This is a genomic window from Paraburkholderia sacchari (assembly GCF_000785435.2).
In the GTDB taxonomy this organism is placed as follows: domain Bacteria; phylum Pseudomonadota; class Gammaproteobacteria; order Burkholderiales; family Burkholderiaceae; genus Paraburkholderia; species Paraburkholderia sacchari.
Genome location: NZ_JTDB02000003.1, coordinates 474745 through 495803 on the forward strand (window position 1 = coordinate 474745; position 21059 = coordinate 495803).

Genomic DNA, 21059 nt, shown 5'->3' on the forward strand with positions numbered 1-21059 from the left:
TGAATGATGCAAGCGAGGCCTTGGGCAATCTATCGGAAACGTCTGAAAACTGGACGAAAACTGTCGTCGATACGTGTTCCCGACCGTGCCAATCCGCTGTCTTATTTTTTGTTATGCGGCGTCGAGCCGATATACGTAACGCAGCGCGGTAATGTCGATGCCGCCCATTTGGTCGGGCTCGGACCCTGAGTATTGCCAGCCTTGCCGCTCATAGAATTCGATGGCGGGCGCATTACCTTCGAGCACGTAGAGATAGAGCCGCGATTCGCCTTGAGCGCGCGCCCAGGCCTGGGCGGCCTGCATGAGCCGCTTGCCCACGCCGATACCCTGATGCCCCGGCAGGGTGTGCAGATTGTCCAGCAACGCGCCCCAGGGCGAGCCGGGCTGGCGCTCGGCGCAGACGAACCCGACCGGCGTGCGCTTTTCCGTCGACTCTCCCAACTCGGCGATCAGCACGAGGCGGCGGTCCTCTCCGGGCGCCTCCATGCGCGCTCGCCAGTATTCGGCGCGTTCGGTATCGACTTCCTGCTCGAGGAATGCGGCGGGCAGCAGATCGCGATAGGTGGCCTGCCAGCTCGCGGCATGCATGGCGGCAAGCAGCGGGGCGTCGGCAGTCGTGGCCGGGCGGAGTGTAAGGACAGGGGCGGTGGCCATGCGGGGTCTCGGGTAACCGCTGTTGGGCGTCAGGCTTCGCGCAGCCCAGCGGCGACGCGTGCGACCACCTCGTCCCATGCGCCGGGCCGCGGCTGACGCACGAGGCGCGCGCGCGGATACCAGGGGCTCGCGTCGGTGCCGGTGAACCAGCGCCAGTCGGCGGCGAACGGCAGCATCAGCCAGAGCTTCGCCCCCAGCGCGCCCGCCAGGTGGGCGATGGACGTGTCGATGGAGACCACGGCGTCGAGGCGCTCGATGACGGCCGCGGTGTCCGCGAAATTCTCCAGCCTGCCATCCAGCCGGTGAATGGTGCGCGCACGCGGATGCGCATCGAGCGCCGCGTGCTCCGCCTCGCTCAGGTTCGGCTGGAGCACGATCCAGTCGATGCCTTCGAGCGCGAACAGCGGCTCGAGCGCGGCGAGCGGCAGCGAGCGGTTTTCGTGCTTCATGATGCGGCCCGACCAGGCGAGGCCGATTTTGCGCTTCGCTTGCCCGCCGAGCGAGCCGCGCCATTTGCGCCGATAGGCCGGTGGGGCCGCGAGGTAGGGCATGGGCGCGGGCACCGTTTCGTATGTCGTGCCGAGCGCAAGCGGCAGCGAGAGCAGGGGGCAGTGCAGGTCGACTGGCGGGCGGGGCGCGCCTTGTTCGATCAGCGTAATGCGTGCGACGTGGGCAGCCGGCGCGATGAGCGGCACGAGCGGCGCCTGGACTTCGAGCACGATGCGCGCGCCGCTGTGCGCGAGCGCCACCACATTGGGCACGAAACGCACGAACTGGAGCGTGTCGCCGAAGCCTTGCTCGGCATGGATAAGCAGCGTGCGGCCGGCAAGCGGCTCGCCGCGCCAGCGCGGCACGGCGGCGAGCGCGGCTGCGGCAGCGGCGGCGTCGCGATTCGCGGGCGGCGCGGCGGCCATCATGATGTCGCCGGCGTGGGCGCCGTTCGCGACACCCGCGACACCACCGGCGCTGTCGCGCGCGGCCGGGTCGAGCCGCCACTCGTAGGCGGCAAGGCCGCGCTGAAAATCGCCGAGCGTCAGCAATATAAGGGCGCGGTTCAGATGCGCGGCCGCGAGATCGGGCCGCACGCGCAGTGCCTCGTCGAATGCGCGCAGTGCGGCGGCGTGGCGCCCGAGCGCGTGCTGCGCCGAGCCGAGCGCGAGCCACGCGAGCGCGAACTTCGGATCGAGGCCGATCGCGCGCTCGTACGGGCCGAGCGCCTCTTCGTGCTGCCCGAGCGCCGCCAGCGCATTGCCGAGCCCGAACAGCGCCGGTGGGAATTGCGGTTGCAGCGCGAGTGCGGTTTCGTAGCCCGCGACGGCTTGCGCGTGATAGCCGGTGGCGTCGAGCGTGTTGGCGAGGTTGAAATGCGCGGCGACGAAACGCGGCTGGAAGCGCAGCGCCTTCTGGAACTGTTCGACGGCGCCCGCGCAATCGCCGAGCGCGTTGAGCGCCATGCCGAGATTATTGTGCGCGCCGGCGTGGCCCGGACGGATCTTGAGCGCGCGCCGGAACGCTTCGGCGGCTTCGGCATGGCGGCCGAGCGCGTGCAGGGCGTTGCCGAGGTTGTTGTGCGATGAGGCGTCGCCGGGCTGCAGGCGCACCGCGTGGCCGAACGCGTACATCGCGTCCTCGTGGCGGCCGACCGCCGCGTAGGCGTTGCCGAGGTTGTAGTGCGCGAGCGCGAACGCAGGCGCGAGCGTGAGCGCATTGCGAAAGCGCTCGATCGCGCCCTCGAGTTCGCCAAGCGCCTTCAGCGCGTTGCCGAGATTCAGCTGGAGCGCTGCATCGTCGGGCCGCAGTGTGACCGCGCGGAGCACGAGGTCCGCGGCTTCGGCGTGCTGGCCCTGCTGATGCCGCAGCACGCCGAGCATGTGCAGCGCATCGACGTGCACGGGATCGGCGGCGAGCGTCGCGCGGTAGCCGCGCTCGGCGTCGTCCAGCCGGCCGTCGCGATGAGCGGCGTACGCGCGGACAAAAACCTGTTCCATGACTGAAAGGCAAATACGGGGGGATGGCGAAGGCGGCATTTTCCCACACTCGGGTGGGTGCTCCCCGAACCTCGCGTGCGCGGCCTTCCAACGCCGCTTGACCTGTTGCCGTACCGCAACTAACATTTGAACAACTGTTCATATGTTTGGATCGTCGCCATGTTGCCGTATCCTGAGGACGAGCGCGTCGCCCCGCTCGCCGACCTGTTTCGCCTGCTCGGCGATCCCACGCGCCTGCGCATCGTGCTGGCCTGCGTGCAGAGCCGTCGCGCGGTGGGCGCGATTGCCGATGCGCTGGGTTTGTCGTCGTCGCTCGTGAGCCACCATCTGCGCCTGTTGCGCGCCGCGCGCGTCGTGCGAGCCGAGCGCGAAGGCAAGCAAGTGTTTTACGCCGCCGCGGACGCGCATATCAGCGCGATGCTCGCGGGAATGCTGGAACACGTGGCCGAGCCGGTTTCCACCTGGCAGGAGCTCACGTGACGCGTGCGGATTCCGGGCGCGCAGGCGAGGGCGCCGCGCCACTTCATGCGCATGGCGGTCATGACCACGACCACGACCACGACCACGGCGCGCATGGCCACCACCATACTCACCATCACGCGCCGGCCACGGGCCATGGCCGCGCGTTCGCGCTGGCCGTCGCGCTGAACATCGTGATCGTGGTGGCGCAGACGGTTTATGGCGTGATCGCGCATTCCACCGCGCTGCTCGCCGACGCCGGCCACAACTTCTCCGACGTTCTCGGCCTGCTGCTCGCCTGGGGTGCCGCGTGGCTCGCTACGCGGCGGCCTTCGGCTCGCTATACGTTCGGCTTCGGCAGTTCGTCCATCCTGGCTTCGCTCGCGAACGCGGCGCTGCTGCTCGTCGCCTGCGGCGCGATTCTCGCCGAAGCGATCGGGCGCCTGGTTCATCCCGCGCCCGTGGCCGGCCTCGACGTTTTCATCGTCGCCACGCTCGGCCTCGTGGTCAACGGCTTCTCGGCGTGGCTCTTCATGCGCGGCCAGAAGGACGATCTCAACATTCGCGGCGCCTTCCTGCACATGGCCGCCGACGCGGGCGTCTCAGCGGCGGTCGCCGTGAGCGGTCTCGTGATCCTGGCGACGGGCTGGAGCTGGGTCGATCCGGCGATGAGCATCGTCGTCGTGCTCGTGATCGTGCGCGGCACGTGGGGGCTGTTGCGCGAGTCGGTGAGGCTTGCGCTCGCGGCGGTGCCCGAAGGCGTCGATATCGAGCGCATCCGCGGCTTTCTCGAACAGCAGCAGGGCGTGACCGATGTGCACGATCTGCACGTCTGGGCGCTCTCCACCACGGGCAACGCGCTTTCCGCGCATCTCGTGATGCCGGCCGGCCATCCCGGCGATGCGGTGCTCGACGCCATCGTGAGCACGCTCGGCGCACGCTTTCGCATCAGGCATGTGACGTTGCAGGTGGATCTGGGCACCAGCGCGCATCGCTGCTCGCTCGACGGTGCGCCGCATCTTCATCCCTGAGCGCACTGGCGTGAACAGGCATTGCCCATAGCCGCATCGGGGCGCTCAACGGGGCCAGGAGCGGGCGTACACTACGTCTCATGTCGATCGCATGGAGGTCTGCATGACCGTGGCTTCTTCCCAGCCGTCCGTGCTCATCGTCGGCGCGGGGCCGACTGGTCTCGCCGCCGCCCTGAGTCTTGCCCGTGCGCGCATTCCGGTCCGCCTGATCGATCGCGCGCGAGAGCCCGGGCGTCACACGCGCGCGATCGGCATTCAGGCGCGCACGCTCGAACTCTTCGAGCAGCATCGGATTGTCGAGCCTTTTCTCGAGCGCGGTCATCGCGCGCACGTCGCCAATCTCTATTCGAACGGCCAGCGCCGCGCGCGTCTCGACTTCGATCCGCTATTCACGCGCTATCCGTATTTGCTGTTCATCGATCAAAGCGAAACCGAGCGCATTCTCGCGGCGCAGCTCGCGACGCTTGGCGTGGAGGTCGAGCGCGGCGTCGAGCTGATCGAGTTCATTCAAGGCTCCGCGAGCGTGAGCGCCGATGTGCGTCTTGCCAACGGACGCACCGAAGCGTTGCGCTGCGCCTGGATGATCGCCGCCGACGGCGCGCACAGCACGGTGCGCCACCACCTGGGCATGAAGTTCGAGGGCGAGTCGAGCGAGCAATCGTTTCTGCTCGCCGATATCGCCGCTAGCACGCCGTGGCCCGAGGACGAGTTTCACGTGTTCGCATCGGGCGACGGACTTGCCGCGATCTTTCCGTATGGGCGCGGGCGCTATCGCCTGATGGCCGATCACAAGGCGATGCTGCCGGCCCCGCCCGAAGGCGCGCCCCCGGTGCCGACGCTCGAAGAATGCCGGTCGATCGTCGAGCGCCGCATCCACCATCCCGTCTCGGTCGCCGACGTGACCTGGGCGTCGTACTTTCACGTGAATAGCCGCATGGTGCGCTTTCTGCGCGCGGAGCGCGTCTTTCTCGCGGGAGATGCCGCGCACGTGCACAGCCCCGCGGGCGCGCAGGGCATGAACACGGGCATTCAGGAGGCGTTCAATCTGGGCTGGAAGCTCGCGCGCGCATTGGGCGGCGCGCCCGACCGGCTGCTCGATACTTACCACGCCGAGCGTTATCCGATCGAGCGCATCGTGTTGCGGCAGACGAGCTTCATGACGCAGCTGGTCGAAGCCGATCACGGACCGCTCAAGCTATTGCGCGAGCGCGTGATGCCGGCGCTCGTCGCGCTCGGTCCGCTGCGCGATGCGGCGCGCGAGGCGTTGAGCGAATTGTCGATCCAGTACCGGCGTAGCGCGCTCACGCTCGAGCGCGTGCTCGACGGCGGGCCGCGCGCGGGCGAGCGCGCGCCCGACGCCCTCGTGCGCGTGGTCGACGGACCGCTTGGCAGGGCGCCAGGCAAGGGCCGCATCTTCGATCTGCACGATCCGGCGAGCTTCTCGCTGTTTCTGCTGGTGGACGACGACGCGGTGCGCGCCGTGGAAGCCGCCGAACATGCGCTGCCGGATGGCCCGGCGAGCGTCGCGAGCGTGCTCGGCGCGGCCGGCGCCGCAAGCGCGGTTGCCGCGCTCAGACCGTTTGCCGAGGCGGTCGAGCAGGTGTTGCCGCAGGCGGTGAGGGTCTGGTGGGTGGCGGATCTGCCGGACAGCGAAGCGCCGCTCGCGGGCGAGGGCGCGCCCTCGCTCAGTGACGCCTACGGACGCACGCGGCCCGCGTTCTATTTCGTGAGACCGGATGGCTATATCTGCGCGCGCGGCCGAACCGGATCGGACCTGCATGGTTTGCTGCGACATTGCGAGACGTGGTTCACGCCTGCGCCCGCGCCCCGGCCTGCGGCGCAGTAGGTCGATTGCGTTGAGCCAAGACGGTATTCGTGAGAGGGGGGCGAAGGCGCACGGCGTGCGCGCTTCGCCCCCGCTTCACACGATATGCGGCGATCAAGGCGCCGCTGCGGGCGTGAGCGAGTCGCGATGCCGCTTGAGCGCGGCGGCCACGATTTCGGTAAAGCCCGCCTGCTCGGCGCCAGCATCGGCGCCCGCGCCGTCGAGCGCCGCCAGCAGCGTGCGGCGCATGCGCGGCTCCCAGAACTTGCGGATGTGTTCGGCGATGCCCGTGAGCGCCTCTTCGCGATCGGGCAGCGAGTCGAAGAAGCTGCCGATCTGGTTCGCCATTTCGATCAGGTGGTCTGCTTTCATCGCCTTATTTCCCTGAAGTGGTCAGCGGTTCGCGCTTGCTCAGCAGTTCGAGCTGGGTCGTGTTGAAGCGCGAGTACTCGCGCTGCCATTCCGACGGCTGCTGCACGTGGCTCACCTGAACGGCGGTCACCTTGTACTCCGGACAGTTCGTGGCCCAGTCCGAGGCGTCCGTGGTGATCACGTTCGCGCCCGATTCGGGGAAGTGGAACGTCGTGTAGACCACGCCGGGCTGCATGCGCGTGCTCACCTTCGCGCGCAGCACGGTATGCCCCGCGCGCGATTCGATGCCCACCCAGTCGCCGTCGCGAATGCCGCGATCGTCCGCATCGACAGGATGAATCTCCAGCCGGTCCTCCTCGTGCCAGCGCGAGTTCTCGGTGCGGCGCGTTTGTGCGCCCACGTTGTACTGCGAGAGGATGCGGCCCGTCGTGAGCAGGAGCGGGAAGCGGCGCGTGACCTTTTCCGGCGAGGCGATGAACTTCGTGATCACAAACTTGCCCTTGCCGCGCACGAACTCGTCGATGTGCATGATCGGCGTGCCTTCAGGCGCCGCTTCATTGCACGGCCACTGGATGCTGCCCATCTCGTCGAGCTTCTTGTACGAGACGCCGTGGAAGGTGGGCGTAAGACGCGCGATCTCGTCCATGATCTGCGACGGGTGCGTGTAGTCCATCTCGTAGCCGAGCGCGCGGGAGAGCAGGATCGTCACTTCCCAGTCAGCGTAGCCGGCGACCGGCGGCATCACCTTGCGCACGCGCGAGATGCGGCGCTCGGCGTTGGTGAAGGTGCCGTCCTTTTCGAGGAACGACGAGCCCGGCAGCAGCACGTGCGCGTATTTCGCCGTTTCGTTCAGGAAGATGTCCTGCACGACGATGCATTCCATCGACGACAGCGCCGCCGCCACGTGTTGCGTGTTCGGGTCCGACTGGACGATGTCCTCGCCCTGGCAGTAGAGGCCCATGAAGGTGCCGTCCATTGCCGCGTCGAACATGTTCGGGATGCGCAGGCCCGGCTCGCTTTGCAGCGCGACGTTCCAGGCGCTCTCGAACTCGTTGCGCACAATGGTGTCGCTCACGTGGCGGTAGCCCGGCAGCTCGTGCGGGAACGAGCCCATGTCGCACGAGCCCTGCACGTTGTTCTGGCCGCGCAGCGGATTCACGCCCACGCCTTCGCGGCCGATGTTGCCCGTGGCCATCGCGAGGTTCGCGATGCCCATCACCATGGTCGAGCCCTGCGCGTGTTCCGTCACGCCGAGGCCGTAGTAGATCGCCGAGTTGCCCTTGCGTGCGTAGAGGCGCGCAGCGGCGCGCACTTGCTCTGCAGGCACACCCGTCACTTCGGCCATGGCCTCGGGCGAGTTCTCGGGCAGCGCGACAAAATCGCGCCATTGCTCGAACGCGCGCGTCTCGCAGCGCTCGGCCACGAACGCCTCGTCCACGAGTCCTTCGGTGACGATCACGTGCGCGAGCGCATTGACCATCGCGACATTGGTGCCCGGGCGCAGTTGCAGATGATGCTCGGCCTTCACGTGCGCGGTATCGACGATGTCGATCTGGCGCGGGTCGACGACGATCAGCTTCGCGCCTTGGCGCACGCGGCGCTTCAGGCGCGAGCCGAACACCGGGTGGCCGTCGGTCGGGTTCGCGCCGATCACCATGATCACGTCCGAGTAATCGACCGAGGAGAAGGTCTGCGTGCCCGCCGACTCGCCAAGCGTGGTCTTCAGGCCGTAGCCGGTGGGCGAGTGGCACACGCGCGCGCAGGTGTCGACGTTGTTGTTGCCGAACGCGGCGCGCACGAGCTTCTGCACGAGATAGGTTTCTTCATTCGTGCAGCGCGAGGACGTGATGCCGCCGATCGAATCGCGCCCGTACTTGTCCTGGATGCGGCGGAATTCGCTAGCGGCGTATTTGATCGCTTCGTCCCAGCTCACTTCGCGCCACGGATCGGTGATCTTCGCGCGAATCATCGGTTTCTTGATGCGGTCCTTGTGGGTGGCGTAGCCCCACGCGAAGCGGCCTTTCACGCAAGCGTGGCCTTCGTTTGCCTGGCCGTTCTTGTGCGGCACCATGCGCACCACTTCGTTACCCTTCATTTCGGCCTTGAACGAGCAGCCAACGCCGCAATACGCGCAGGTCGTCACGACCGAGTGCTCGGCCTGGCCGAGCATGACGACCGACTTCTCCTGCAGCGTCGCGGTCGGGCAGGCGGCCACGCAGGCGCCGCACGATACGCACTCCGAATCCATGAACGATTCGCTCGCACCCGCGGCGACGCGCGATTCGAAGCCGCGCCCGGAAATGGTCAGCGCAAAGGTGCCCTGGGTTTCCTCGCACGCGCGCACGCAGCGATTGCAGACGATGCACTTGGACGGATCGTAGGTGAAGTACGGATTCGATTCGTCCTTCTTGTCCTTGAGGTGGTTCGCGCCGTCAAAGCCATAGCGCACTTCGCGCAGGCCCGTGACGCCCGCCATGTCCTGCAGTTCGCAGTTGCCGTTGGCGGGGCAGGTGAGGCAGTCGAGCGGGTGATCGGAGATGTAAAGCTCCATCACGTTGCGGCGCAGCTTTTGCAACGGGTCGCTTTGCGTGCGCACCTTCATGCCGGCTTCGACCGGCGTCGTGCACGAAGCAGGGTAGCCGCGCCGGCCTTCGATCTCGACGAGGCACAGGCGGCACGAGCCGAACGGTTCGAGCGAATCGGTGGCGCACAGCTTGGGCACGTTGATGCCCGCTTCGACTGCGGCGCGCATGACGGAGGTGCCTGCGGGCACCGTCACGGACTGGCCGTCGATTTCGAGCGTGACGTCCACATCGGCGTGGCGCAGCGGCGTGCCGAAATCGGTGTCGTCGAAGGGCGAGCGTTGCTTCATCGCTGCCGATTTGCAGGCGCAGTTGCCGGAGCCGCAGCCGCCGGCTTGGGGCATGAGCGTGTCGGACATGGTGGTGGCTCCTCGTTCAGGCGGCCGCCGCGCTGGCGGCTGGCTGGACAGGTTCAAGACCGAAATCTTCGGGGAAAAAGTTGAGCGCGGAAATCACGGGGTAGGGCGTCATGCCGCCCATCGCGCAAAGCGAGCCGGACACCATCGTGTCGCACAGATCGCGCAGCAGCGTGACCTGCTTTTCGGAGGTGTCGCCGTTGCGGATCTTCGCGATCACCTCGACGCCGCGCGTCGAGCCGATGCGGCACGGCGTGCACTTGCCGCACGATTCGAGCGTGCAGAACTCCATCGCATATTGGGCGAGGTCGGCGAGGTTCGCGGTGTCGTCGTGCACGACGAGCCCGCCGTGGCCGACCACTGCGCCCACTGCCGCATACGCTTCGTAGTCCATGGGAATGTCCCATTGGCTCTCGGGCAGATAGGTGCCTAGCGGGCCGCCCACCTGCACGGCGCGCGCGGGGCGGCCGCTGGCGGTGCCTCCGCCGTAGTCAACCATCAGCTCGCGCAGCGTCACGCCGAAGGCGAGTTCCACGAGCCCGCCGCGCGCGATGTTGCCCGCGAGCTGGAACGGCAGCGTGCCGCGCGAGCGGCCCATGCCGAAATCTTTGTAGTACGCCGCGCCCTTCGCGAAGATGATCGGCACGGTCGCAAGCGTGATGACGTTGTTGATGACCGTCGGCTTGCCGTAGAGTCCGGCGAGCGCGGGCAGCGGCGGCTTCGCGCGCACGATGCCGCGCTTGCCTTCGAGCGATTCGAGCAACGCGGTTTCTTCGCCGCACACGTAGGCGCCCGCGCCCTTCGCGACGAACAGGTCGAAGCGCTTGCCGCTGCCGAGCACGTCGTCGCCGAGCCAGCCTTTGGCGCGCGCGCGGGTAATCGCTTCTTCGAGCGCGGCGATCGAATGCGGATACTCGCTGCGCACGTAGATATGGCCGACCGTGGCGCCCACCGTGATCCCGGCGATCGTCATGCCTTCGATCAGCACGTACGGGTCGCTTTCCATCACGAGGCGGTCGGAGAACGTGCCCGAATCACCTTCGTCGGCATTGCAGACGATGTACTTCTGGTCCGCCTGAGCCTGGGCGACGGTGCGCCACTTGATGCCGGCGGGGAAGGCCGCGCCGCCGCGGCCGCGCAGACCCGATTCGATCAGCGCGGCGCAGGCGTCGGCGCCGCTCATCGTGAGCGCCTGGCGCAGGCCTTCGAGTCCGCCATGCGCGACGTAATCGTCGGTCGAGAGCGGATCCGTGATGCCGATGCGGGCGAACGTGAGGCGCTGCTGCTTGCGCAGATACGGAATCTGTTCGACGAGGCCGACCGAGCGCGCATGTTGCGCGCCTTGCAGGAAGCCCGCGTCGAAGAGGCTGGCGACGTCGTCTTCTTCGACGTTCGCATAGCCGACGCGCCCGTCGGGCGTTTCGACCTCGACGAGCGGTTCGAGATACAGCAAACCGCGCGAACCGTTGCGCACGAGCTCGATGGCCGCGCCGCGTGCAGCAGCTTCGCGCTGGATGGCGGCGGCGATATCATCGGCGCCGAGCGCGAGGGCCGACGAATCGCGGGGAACATAAATGCGCGTCATACGGCCTCCTCGGCATGGGCGACGGCGGCCACCGCTTTTGCCAGCAACGCGTCGAACTTCTGCGGGGTCACGCGTGCGTGCAGCGTGCCGTTGATCATCATGGCGGGCGACAGCGCGCACTGGCCGAGGCAATAGACCGACTCCAGCTCGACTTCGCCCGTGTGCGTGTGCTCGTGCGTGTGTTCGCCGTCGTGGCCGTGCTGCTTGAAGCGGCAGCCAGTGTGCGACTCGGCGTGCTGCGCGAGCGCTTCGCTGCCCATGCTGCGGCATGCCTCGGCACGACACAGTTGCACAACCACGGGCGCGGGCGGCGCCGTGCGGAAGTGGTGGTAATAGGTGATGACGCCGTGCACCTCGGCGCGCGAGAGGTTCAGCGCTTTCGCGAGCGGGGCGACCGTGGCGGACGGCACGAAGCCGGCTTCGTCCTGGATCGCATGGAGGATTGCAAGCAGGGTGCGGCCCGGTTGGGCGTGGCGCTGCACGAGGGCGTCGGGCACGCTTGCGTTTGTCTCGTCCACTGTAGAGCTCCTGTGGAGGCATATATGCGCTTGCTATTCATAAAGTGCGCATCTATGCTGGGGTGGTTTTCTTGTATGGACGAACAATAGGCCTGTAAGAAAGGCGGCGCAATAGGAAACGAGATTTCATAATGATCAAGGTCGAATGTCAGGCGCAACTGATGGTGCGCGACGTGCAGGGCCGGGAGGCCAGTCTGACGGACGTGGTGCCGCTTCTCGCGCTCGTCGCGGAAGAAGGCAGCATTGCGCAGGCCGCGCAACGTAAGGGTTTGTCCTATCGTCACGCGTGGGGGCTGTTGCGCGATCTGGAAGAGCGCCTGGGCGGCGCGCTGATCGCCAAGGCGCGCGGGCGCGGCTCCGTGCTCTCGGAGCTGGGCGAAGCGGTGCTGCGCTCGCAGCGCCTGTGCACGGAGCGCCTGTCCGGCAACCTTCAGGCACTCGCGAGCGAAGTGGCGAGCGATCTGAACCGCTGGCTCGCGCCCGACGCGCAGAACCTGCGCATCCACGCCTCGCATGGCTACGCGGTGGCCGCACTGGTCACGGCGCTCGTGGCCGACCAGGTGCCCGTGGAGATCAAATACCGCGACAGCGCCGACGCCATCACGGCGCTCGCGCGCGGCGAGTGCGATCTGGCCGGCTTTCATCTTCCGCGCAGCGATTTTCGCGAAGCCTGCGCGGACGCCTATCGCAACTGGCTAGATCCGCAGCGCCACGTGTTGATTCACCTCACGCGCCGCAAGCAGGGTCTCTTCGTCGGTCGCGGCAACCCGCGCGGGATCGCCGGTCTCGCCGACTTGTCACGCGGCGACATCCGCTTCGTGAACCGGCAGCCGGGCTCTGGCACGCGTCTGTTGATCGATCTGCTGCTCACGCGCGTGGGCGTCGATCCGGAGCGGGTGAACGGTTATGCGTCATCGGAACTCACGCACTCGGCGATCGCGGCGTTCGTCGCGAGCGGCATGGCCGACGTGGGCTTCGGCGTGGAGCCGGCGGCGCACCACTTCGGCCTCGATTTTATCCCGATCGCCGATGAAGACTATTATTTCGCGTGCGAACGCGCGCAGTTGGAGCGCGAGCCGCTCGCCAGCGTGTTGCAATTGTTGCGCGGAGCACCGTTTCGTCAGTCTGTGGCGCAGCTGGAGGGCTACGATCCGGGGGAATGCGGCTCGGTCGTGCCGCTTGGCGTGGGCTGGTCGGGGCGCGTTTTGTAATACGAAGCAACATGGTTAGCGATTAGCGCTGCAGAGTCCGCCGCTTTTTGTGATACTTTGGGCCGCTATTGGCATCATCATTTTTAATGCGCTGTTTTCGATGCGCCTCGTTCGCACTGATCGACCATGAAATTCCTGCTTAATGTTTGTGTAGCTGCCGCAACCGCGGGGGCGCTATTTGCAACCGTCGATATTGCCTTCGCGCAGAATTCGCCGGGCGTGCCGGGCGGTATCCTCTCCGACGGATTCAAGCTCAACGAGCATCCGCAAATGCCGTTCGCGGCATCGGCGCCTTCGGACAAATACCAGCACGGCAAGCCGTCTGCGGCGCGCAGAAAGGGCGATATGGGTGACCCGAGCGGCTGTAATCTGCAGTGCCCGCAGGATAATTAAGCAGCGGAATGGCTGGCGGCACGAAGGCGCCGCGAATGCACCGGGCCGTTGCGGCGCGGTTCAATCAGGCGCTGAAAAACAAAACTCGCGAAGCTTTCGGGCTGTCGCGAGTTTTTGTTTGATATCTGGTGGAGCCGGCGGGAATCGAACCCGCGTCCAGAAGCAGTCCATAACCAGTTCTACATGCGTAGTTCTGTCATTTGATTTAACCGCAGCGACGCGGACGAACACGCTGCGCTACGGCGATTCACTAGATTTTCGACTCTGGCGTCGTGACGCCGACAGAGCTTAACTGACGTATATGACCTCTGGCGGTATTGCTACCGGTCTTGCGACACTAGCCCGTCAGTGAGCCAGGCAGAGGACGGCGGCCCTTAGGCTGCCAGTGCGAACGTATCGTCGTTTGCAGTTACGTTTTTCCCATTGATTAACGAGGTGACGGGTCCTCGGCATGCCCTGATTACTTCATAACCCCTGTCGAAACCAGGTCGGCCCCGGGGAATGACAATTATCACATAGTTCGGGAGATGAGGCTAACCGCCCCTGAATCAAGGGCGAGCGCGTCAATCTTTTTACCCCCGGCCCACGTTCTGAAGCAGTGAGAAGAGCGTTGCGGCGGTGTCGGCGAGGTAATCGGCATTCCATTGCGCCGGTGGTTCGACGTTGCCGCAGTAGCCATAGGCCGCCGCGATCGTCGCCATGCCGGCCGCGTGGCCAGCCTGCACGTCACGCAGGTCGTCACCCACGTAGACCACGCGTCGGGCGTCGATGCCGAGTGCCTGTGCCGCATGCAGCAGCGGGGCGGGGTGGGGCTTCGAGTAGGGCGTGGTGTCGCCGCTTACGACGCAGGCCGCGCGCGTGTCGAGATGCATCAGTTTGACGAGCGGGTCGGTGAGCCGTGCGACCTTGTTGGTGACGATGCCCCAGCGCACGCTGCGCGCGTCGAGGTCGTCGAGCACCGCGTCGATGCCGGCAAAGAGCGCCGTCTCCACGCGCAGATTGGCGGCGTAGTTGGCGAGGAACTCTTCGCGCATGGCCGCGAACTCGCGGTCGTCGGGGCCGATGCCGAACGCCCCCCCAATCAGGCCGCGCGCGCCCGCCGAGGCGAGCGGCCGCAGCTTCTCGTAGGGCGCGCTTGCCAGGCCGCGCGCGTGGCGCATCTGGTTGACCGCAGCGGCGAGATCGGGCGCCGTGTCGGCGAGCGTGCCGTCGAAGTCGAACAGCACGGCGTCGCAGGTGTCCAGCGTTGCACGGGAGTCCGGTGCAGGCGTACTTTCAAGCTGAGTCTGAGTCATGTCGGAAGAGGCGCGGGCGCTTCAGGCGTCGCGCCGGCAGGCAATCATGTAGTTGACGCTCGAGTCGTTCGACAGCGCGAAGTGGCGCGTGAGCGGGTTGTAGGTGATGCCCTTGATCTCGGCCGGGCGCAGGCCGGCTTCGCGCGCGAAGCCCGCGAGTTCCGAAGGGCGGATGAAGCGCGCGTAATCGTGCGTGCCCTTGGGCAGCATCTGCGCGATGTATTCCGCGCCGATCACGGCAAGCAGATACGACTTCACATTGCGGTTGAGCGTAGAGAAGAACACCCAGCCGCCCGGCTTCACGAGCGTCGCGCAGGCCTTGACTACGCTCAGGGGCTCCGGCACGTGCTCGAGCATCTCCATGCAGGTGACCACGTCGAACGAAGCGGGCTCGCGCGCCGCGATCGCTTCGGCTGCGATTTCCTCGTATTCCACGGTGATGCCGCTTTCCAGGCTGTGCAGGTCCGCCACGCCCAGCGCTTCGCTGGAGAGGTCGATGCCCTTTACATTTGCGCCGAGACCCGCCATCGACTCTGACAGGATGCCGCCGCCGCAGCCGATATCGAGCACACGCTTGGCGGACAGATGCGCATGGCTGTCGATCCAGCCAAGGCGGACGGGGTTTAGTTCGTGCAGCGGCTTGAATTCCGCGTTCGGGTCCCACCAGCGATGAGCAAGATCGCTGAATTTCTGCAACTCGTGGGGATCGGCATTGGTCATGTCGGAGAGGCCGCTGGCACACCAGGGCGGGGGAGAATAAGTAAGCCCTGAGTATATAGGCGGGGGCCTGCAGCGGCAAAATGGGCTGCCGTGCCTCGGCCACTCATATCCGGGAAAAGCCGATGAAATAAAAAAGCCCCGCCGAAGCGGGGCTTTGAGGCTTGCTGTCGCAGCTCGCAAATTACTGTTGCGGTTGCTTCTGCGTGCCGACAACTTCGACTTCCACGCGGCGATCCGGTGCGAGGCAGGCGACGAGTTGCTTGTGGTTCTTCTGGTTGCAACCAGTCGTAACCGGGTTGCGCTTGCCCTTGCCTTCCGTGTAGATGCGGTCGGCCGGAACGCCCTTGCTGACCAGGTACGACTTGACGGCTTGCGCACGGCGCAGCGACAGACGGTCGTTGTAGGCAGCCGAGCCGATGCGGTCGGTGTAACCCGTTGCAACGATGACTTCGAGGTTCAGCGCCTGGGTCTTGCTTGCCAGATCGTCCAGCTTTTCCTTGCCAGCCGGCTTCAGGATAGCCTTGTCGAAGTCGAACAGGGCGTCAGCTTGATACGTGATCTTCTGGCTCGTGATGGCCGGCGGCGGAGCGACCGGCGGTTGCGGTGCCTGGGCGACCAGTGCGCCATCGCACTTTGCGTTGGCGGTGGCCGGCGTCCAGAATGCATCGCGCCAGCAAAGCTCGTTCGTGCCGTTCATCCACACGTATTCGCCGGTACCATTCACCCAGTTGTCATTGACGGCTTGTCGCGACGCCGGCACCGATTGTGCTTGGGCGGATGCAGCCATAACTGCGGTAGCTGCAATGAACGCGAGCTTTGAAAGTTTATTCATATTTCTCCTCTCGAAATTGAGATTACCGCAGGTTTACTGCGAGCCATATGACGAAGACTAGTCATACATTGCTCGAAGTATAACATTGGCGAGTTGTGAGACACGTCTTGTGTAGACTTCGAGCGGTGTCTAACTTTATGCGTTGGCATTTTGCCATATCGTTCCCGTCCGACGATAAAAAAAATCCGCCCCCTTCATCAGGGCTTGTCGAATGTGGTACACCCGCAACAAAAAGTTCCCGCTCGATCTCCTGGTAGTGTGCCTGGTTGGTGGAGGAGTGCAAGGCGTCCGGTTCTGGGCGCTGCGCTTTGTCACACGAACTGGGTGCGAATGTCGTTCGCGCATGATATTTGCCAGCGCCAGGCAGCGCGTTTGAATCGCTGTGCGCCGTTTTGAGCCGCTCGAGCTCGCCCCACTAATAGGTATACGTAGATAGTCCCCGGACGGCGGGCAGGGGGCTCGCGCATGATAGAATCATAAGATTGCGCTGCGTCTGCGGCGTCCATGCGACAGCAGGGCGCGTTGCGCGGTTTGTCCGGCTGGCAGGCTTGCCGGCGGCCCCGTGCGCCCGATAACGACATCGATAATGGATCAATTCGCCAAAGAGACTCTGCCAATCTCCCTCGAGGAGGAAATGCGCCGCTCGTATCTCGACTACGCGATGAGCGTGATCGTCGGGCGGGCGCTGCCGGATGTGCGTGATGGCCTCAAGCCCGTGCACCGGCGCGTGCTGTACGCGATGCACGAGTTGAACAACGACTGGAACCGCGCTTACAAGAAGTCGGCGCGTATCGTCGGCGACGTAATCGGTAAGTACCACCCGCACGGCGACACGGCTGTATACGACACCATCGTCCGGATGGCGCAGGACTTCTCGCTGCGCTACATGCTGGTCGACGGCCAGGGCAACTTCGGCTCGATCGACGGCGACAACGCCGCGGCCATGCGTTACACCGAAATCCGCATGGCGAAGATCGGGCACGAGTTGCTCGCCGACATCGACAAGGAAACCGTCGATTTCGGGCCGAACTACGACGGCAGCGAAAGCGAGCCGCAGATCCTGCCTGCGCGCATCCCGAACCTGCTCATCAACGGTTCGTCGGGCATCGCGGTCGGTATGGCCACGAATATTCCGCCGCACAATCTCAACGAAGTGGTCGATGCTTGCCAGCATCTGCTGAAGAATCCGCAGACCACGATCGACGAGTTGATCGAAATCATTCCGGCGCCCGATTTCCCGACCGCCGGCATCATCTATGGCGTCGCCGGCGTGCGCGACGGCTATCGGACCGGGCGCGGGCGCGTCGTGATGCGCGCGGCCACGCACTTCGAGGAGATCGACCGCGGCCAGCGCATGGCGATCATCGTCGACGAGCTGCCGTATCAGGTGAACAAGCGTTCGCTGCTCGAGCGCATTGCCGAGCTCGTCAACGAGAAAAAGCTCGAAGGCATTTCCGATATCCGCGACGAGTCGGACAAGAGCGGCATGCGCGTCGTGATCGAACTCAAGCGCGGCGAAGTGCCCGAGGTCATCCTCAACAATCTCTATAAGGCGACCCAGCTTCAGGACACGTTCGGCATGAACATGGTCGCGCTGGTGGACAACCAGCCGAAGCTGCTGAACCTGAAGGAAATGCTCGAGCATTTCCTGTCGCACCGCCGCGAAGTGCTCACGCGGCGCACGGTATACGAACTGCGCAAGGCGCGCGAGCGCGGCCACGTGCTCGAAGGCCTCGCAGTTGCGCTTGCGAACATCGACGAATTCATCGCCATCATCAAGGCCGCGCCCACGCCGCCGATCGCGAAGCAGGAGTTGATGAACCGTCCGTGGGACTCGTCGCTCGTGCGCGAGATGCTCACGCGCGCGGAGCAGGAGAACGCCTCGGCGGGCGGCCGGGAAGCCTATCGTCCGGAAGGGCTGAACCCGCAGTACGGCATGCAGGCCGATGGCCTCTATCGCCTGTCCGATACGCAGGCGCAGGAAATCCTGCAAATGCGTCTGCAGCGCCTCACGGGTCTGGAGCAGGACAAGATCATTGGCGAGTACCGCGAAGTGATGGCGCAAATCGCCGATCTGCTCGACATCCTCGCGCGTCCCGAGCGCGTAACGGTCATGATCTCCGACGAACTCACCGCGATCAAGAGCGAATTCGGCGATGCTCGCCGCTCGAAGATCGAGATGAACGCGACCGAGCTGAACACCGAAGATCTGATCACGCCGCAGGACATGGTGGTGACCATGTCGCACTCGGGTTACGTGAAATCGCAGCCGTTGTCCGAATATCGCGCCCAGAAGCGCGGAGGTCGCGGCAAGCAGGCCACGTCGATGAAGGAAGACGACTGGATCGACACGCTCTTCATCGCCAATACGCACGACCACATCCTGTGCTTCTCGAATCGGGGTCGCGTGTACTGGGTCAAGGTTTATGAAGTGCCGCAGGGCTCGCGCAACTCGCGCGGCCGTCCGATTGTCAATATGTTCCCGCTTCAGGACGGCGAGAAAATCACGGTCGTGCTGCCGGTGAAGGAGTTCTCGGCGGACAAATTCGTGTTTATGGCGACCGCACTCGGTACGGTCAAGAAGACGCCGCTCGAGGCGTTCAGCCGTCCGCTGCGCAAGGGTATTATTGCGGTCGGTCTGGATGAGGGCGATTACCTGATCGGCGCGGCCATCACCGATGGCGCGCATGACGTGATGCTGTTCTCGGACGCCGGCAAGGCCGTGCGCTTCGACGAAAACGACGTGCGCCCGATGGGCCGTGAAGCGCGCGGCGTGCGCGGCATGCAACTCGAGGAGTCCCAGCAGGTCATCGCGCTCCTCGTGGCGGGCGACGAGCAGCAGTCGGTGCTCACCGCCACCGAGAACGGCTACGGCAAGCGCACGCCGATCACCGAATACACGCGCCACGGCCGCGGCACGAAGGGCATGATCGCGATCCAGACGTCGGAGCGTAACGGCAAGGTGGTGGCGGCCACGCTCGTGGACCCGGAAGCCGAGATCATGCTGATCACGACCACAGGTGTGTTGATCCGCACGCGGGTCTCGGAGATCCGTGAAATGGGCCGTGCGACGCAAGGTGTTACACTCATCAGCCTTGATGAAGGCACGAAGCTTTCCGGCCTGCAGCAGATCGCGGAGGCCGATGCCGAAGGCGAGGACGAAAGCGAAGAGTAAGTTTTGCGTGCAGGTTGATGTGGCCAGGCGGCCCGCGTGAGCGGGCCGCTTCGTATCAGGATGCCGTGGGTGTTTTGAGTGGCCAACGGTGCTGAATGGTGCCGGGTGGATCGCAGGATCGGCGGCGGGTGCGCAAAGCGCGCCCGGGAGCGCCCCGCGGTTTGCGCGGCAGGCAGTTCGATTATTTTCTCAGAGGGAGTAATGATGCAAAAACGATTCAAGCAGGTAATGTTGCTGGCCGCTCTCGTGCCGACGTTCGCCATGGCGCAAGCGCTTCAGAACCAGGCGCCCGCTCCGGCGGCGCCGGCTGCTGCCGCAGCACCGATCGATCCGGCCAAGCAAGCCGCGATCAAGGACCTGCTGGACGCGATCGATGCGCAGAAGCTCGTCGGCGCAATCGGCAACAGCGCGCAAATGCAGGCGAAGCAGCTCGTCCCGGCGATCCTGTCGGACGCGCTGTCGGAAAACAAGACGATGACGGACAAGCAGAAGCAAGCTTCCGTCCCGACGCTGCAGAAGAACGCAGTGCCGAAGCTGGTTGACTCGGCAGGCCAGGTCTTCGCCACGGACTCGTTCAAGCAGGACGCCATGCAAGCTCAGTACGACGCTTATGCCAAGTACTACAGCACGTCGGAAATCAAGGACCTGACCACGTTCTACCGCAGCCCGACCGGCCGCAAGTTCATCCAGGTTCAAGACCAGGTGGGCCGCGACGTCGTCAACGGCCTGATGCAGAAGTACATGCCGCAGTCGATCAAGGCTACGCGCGACCAGGCCGACAAGGAAGTCGCTTCGGTCAAGCCGGCCAAGTAAGCGTCGCCTGTCGCACTTGCCCGGGAGGCCCGCGTTGGCGGGTTCCCGGCGACAATGCGATAATGGCCGTTTGTGCGATAAGCACAAGCGGCCATTATTTTTTTCGGCGCACCGGCTTGGGGCCGTGGCGCCTGCCTCGGGGATCCCCTTACGATGCGCGTCTTCAACTTCTCCGCCGGACCGGCTGCATTGCCCGAAGAGGTGCTCCGCCAGGCCGCCGACGAAATGCTCGATTGGCACGGTAGCGGCATGAGCGTGATGGAAATGAGCCATCGCGGTCCGGAATTCATGCAGATCCACAGCGAGGCGCTGCTCGATCTGCGCGAACTGATGCAGGTGCCGGCGAGCCATCAGATCCTGTTTCTGCAGGGCGGCGGCATCGGCGAGAACGCGATCGTTCCGCTGAACCTGTTCGGTGCGAAGCCGCGCGCCGACTTCGTGATCACGGGCTCGTGGTCGCAGAAGTCGCAGAAGGAAGCGCTCAAGTATGGCGCGGCGCACATCGCCGCGACGGGCCGCACCGAAGCGGGTTTCACGCACGCGCCGGCCAAGGGCGAGTGGAAGCTCTCCGACGATCCCGCCTACGTGCATCTGTGCACGAACGAGACGATCGACGGCGTGGAGACTTTCGAGATTCCCGATCTGGGCGACATTCCGCTCGTGGCCGACGCTTCGTCGCATATCCTCTCGCGCCCGATGGACCTCGCCAAATACGGCGTGCTCTACGGCGGTGCGCAGAAGAACATCGGCATGGCAGGTGTGACGGTCGTGATCGTGCGCGAAGACCTGCTCGACCGCGCGATGCCCATTTGCCCGTCGGCGTTCGAGTGGAAAACCGTTGCCGCGAACAACTCCATGTTCAACACGCCCCCCACATACGCGATTTACATCGCGGGCCTCGTGTTCAAGTGGCTCAAGCGCCAGGGTGGCCTCACGGCCATCGAGGCGCGCAATATCGAAAAAGCGCAGCTGCTCTACGACACGATCGATGCGAGCAGCTTCTATATCAACAAGGTGGAGCGTCGCGCGCGCTCGCGGATGAACGTCCCGTTCTTCCTCGCCGATGAAACACGTAACGATGATTTCCTGGCCGGCGCGAAGGCGCGCGGGCTTCTGCAGCTGAAGGGCCACAAGTCCGTCGGCGGCATGCGGGCGTCGATTTACAACGCGGTGCCGCTCGAAGCAGTGAAGGCACTGGTCGAGTACATGAAGGAATTCGAGGCGAAGCACGCCTGACGGGGTTTGACGCC

At 65.2% G+C, this 21059-nt stretch carries 17 protein-coding genes and 1 other RNA gene; 8 read left to right on the plus strand and 10 right to left on the minus strand.

Annotated elements, in window-relative coordinates; genetic code table 11:
* Positions 1-111 precede the first annotated feature (111 nt).
* Together NH14_RS14435 and NH14_RS14440 are read right to left on the minus strand one after the other, a co-directional pair.
* Positions 112-654 carry a GNAT family N-acetyltransferase gene (locus NH14_RS14435; RefSeq protein WP_035522425.1) on the minus strand — a complete coding sequence of 181 codons (543 nt, stop codon included), beginning with the start codon at positions 652-654 and terminating at the stop codon, positions 112-114.
* A 29-nt stretch (positions 655-683) separates the two neighbouring features.
* Positions 684-2642 carry a tetratricopeptide repeat protein gene (locus tag NH14_RS14440; protein WP_035522428.1) on the minus strand — a complete coding sequence of 653 codons (1959 nt, stop codon included), beginning with the start codon at positions 2640-2642 and terminating at the stop codon, positions 684-686.
* Between the two features lie 159 nt (positions 2643-2801).
* On the opposite strand from NH14_RS14440, the gene NH14_RS14445 reads away from it, so the two are divergent.
* The 3 genes from NH14_RS14445 to NH14_RS14455 all read left to right on the plus strand — a co-directional run bounded on the left by NH14_RS14445 (position 2802) and on the right by NH14_RS14455 (position 5978).
* Positions 2802-3122, plus strand: a complete 321-nt coding sequence (locus tag NH14_RS14445; RefSeq protein ID WP_035522430.1) for an ArsR/SmtB family transcription factor — start codon at positions 2802-2804, stop codon at positions 3120-3122.
* The gene (locus NH14_RS14450) at positions 3119-4132 is read left to right on the plus strand and encodes a cation diffusion facilitator family transporter (RefSeq protein WP_244143462.1); all 1014 of its coding nucleotides are present in this window, start codon (positions 3119-3121) and stop codon (positions 4130-4132) included. Before NH14_RS14445 ends, NH14_RS14450 begins: the two co-directional genes overlap by 4 nt.
* 103 nt (positions 4133-4235) lie before the next feature.
* Positions 4236-5978, plus strand: a complete 1743-nt coding sequence (locus NH14_RS14455; protein WP_035522995.1) for an FAD-dependent monooxygenase — start codon at positions 4236-4238, stop codon at positions 5976-5978.
* Between the two features lie 93 nt (positions 5979-6071).
* Here the strand turns inward: NH14_RS14455 and NH14_RS14460 are convergent, their stop codons facing one another.
* From NH14_RS14460 to NH14_RS14475, 4 genes are read right to left on the minus strand one after another with little or no spacing between them, the layout of a single operon-like run.
* Positions 6072-6329 carry a formate dehydrogenase subunit delta gene (locus NH14_RS14460; protein WP_035522435.1) on the minus strand — a complete coding sequence of 86 codons (258 nt, stop codon included), beginning with the start codon at positions 6327-6329 and terminating at the stop codon, positions 6072-6074.
* Positions 6330-6333: 4 nt separating this feature from the next.
* Entirely contained in the window at positions 6334-9270 is a 2937-nt protein-coding gene (gene fdhF, locus NH14_RS14465) for a formate dehydrogenase subunit alpha (RefSeq protein ID WP_035522437.1), read from the minus strand.
* A gap of 16 nt (positions 9271-9286) precedes the next feature.
* Positions 9287-10852, minus strand: a complete 1566-nt coding sequence (locus NH14_RS14470; RefSeq protein WP_035522439.1) for a formate dehydrogenase beta subunit — start codon at positions 10850-10852, stop codon at positions 9287-9289.
* Complete coding sequence (locus NH14_RS14475; RefSeq protein WP_035522441.1) at positions 10849-11370, minus strand: NAD(P)H-dependent oxidoreductase subunit E; 522 nt, start codon at positions 11368-11370, stop codon at positions 10849-10851. The genes NH14_RS14470 and NH14_RS14475 overlap by 4 nt, the downstream gene beginning before the upstream one ends.
* 131 nt (positions 11371-11501) lie before the next feature.
* Here NH14_RS14475 and NH14_RS14480 point away from each other — a divergent pair, with 131 nt between their 5' ends.
* Both NH14_RS14480 and NH14_RS14485 read left to right on the plus strand, forming a co-directional pair.
* Positions 11502-12581: a substrate-binding domain-containing protein gene (locus NH14_RS14480; protein ID WP_035522444.1), complete on the plus strand. Its 1080-nt coding sequence runs from the start codon at positions 11502-11504 to the stop codon at positions 12579-12581.
* A 126-nt stretch (positions 12582-12707) separates the two neighbouring features.
* Entirely contained in the window at positions 12708-12974 is a 267-nt protein-coding gene (locus tag NH14_RS14485) for a hypothetical protein (RefSeq protein WP_035522446.1), read from the plus strand.
* 126 nt (positions 12975-13100) lie between these two features.
* Here NH14_RS14485 and ssrA read toward each other — a convergent pair.
* The 4 genes from ssrA to ompA all read right to left on the minus strand — a co-directional run bounded on the left by ssrA (position 13101) and on the right by ompA (position 15821).
* Positions 13101-13470: a transfer-messenger RNA gene (ssrA, locus tag NH14_RS14490) on the minus strand.
* Positions 13471-13546: 76 nt separating this feature from the next.
* The gene (locus tag NH14_RS14495; RefSeq protein ID WP_035522448.1) at positions 13547-14269 is read right to left on the minus strand and encodes an HAD-IA family hydrolase; all 723 of its coding nucleotides are present in this window, start codon (positions 14267-14269) and stop codon (positions 13547-13549) included.
* Positions 14270-14290: 21 nt separating this feature from the next.
* A complete protein-coding gene (ubiG, locus tag NH14_RS14500) occupies positions 14291-14989 on the minus strand; it encodes a bifunctional 2-polyprenyl-6-hydroxyphenol methylase/3-demethylubiquinol 3-O-methyltransferase UbiG (RefSeq protein ID WP_035522450.1) in 699 nt (232 codons plus the stop codon).
* A gap of 181 nt (positions 14990-15170) precedes the next feature.
* Positions 15171-15821 (minus strand): outer membrane protein OmpA, encoded by a 651-nt coding sequence (ompA, locus tag NH14_RS14505; protein WP_035522452.1) that lies wholly within the window; start codon positions 15819-15821, stop codon positions 15171-15173.
* 586 nt (positions 15822-16407) lie between these two features.
* On the opposite strand from ompA, the gene gyrA reads away from it, so the two are divergent.
* The 3 genes from gyrA to serC all read left to right on the plus strand — a co-directional run bounded on the left by gyrA (position 16408) and on the right by serC (position 21045).
* Positions 16408-18996, plus strand: a complete 2589-nt coding sequence (gene gyrA, locus NH14_RS14510) for a DNA gyrase subunit A (protein WP_084225097.1) — start codon at positions 16408-16410, stop codon at positions 18994-18996.
* Positions 18997-19200: 204 nt separating this feature from the next.
* Positions 19201-19809 (plus strand): DUF2059 domain-containing protein, encoded by a 609-nt coding sequence (locus tag NH14_RS14515; RefSeq protein ID WP_035522998.1) that lies wholly within the window; start codon positions 19201-19203, stop codon positions 19807-19809.
* A 153-nt stretch (positions 19810-19962) separates the two neighbouring features.
* Positions 19963-21045, plus strand: coding sequence for a 3-phosphoserine/phosphohydroxythreonine transaminase (gene serC / locus NH14_RS14520; RefSeq protein WP_035522456.1), 1083 nt, complete (start codon positions 19963-19965; stop codon positions 21043-21045).
* Positions 21046-21059: the final 14 nt, after the last annotated feature.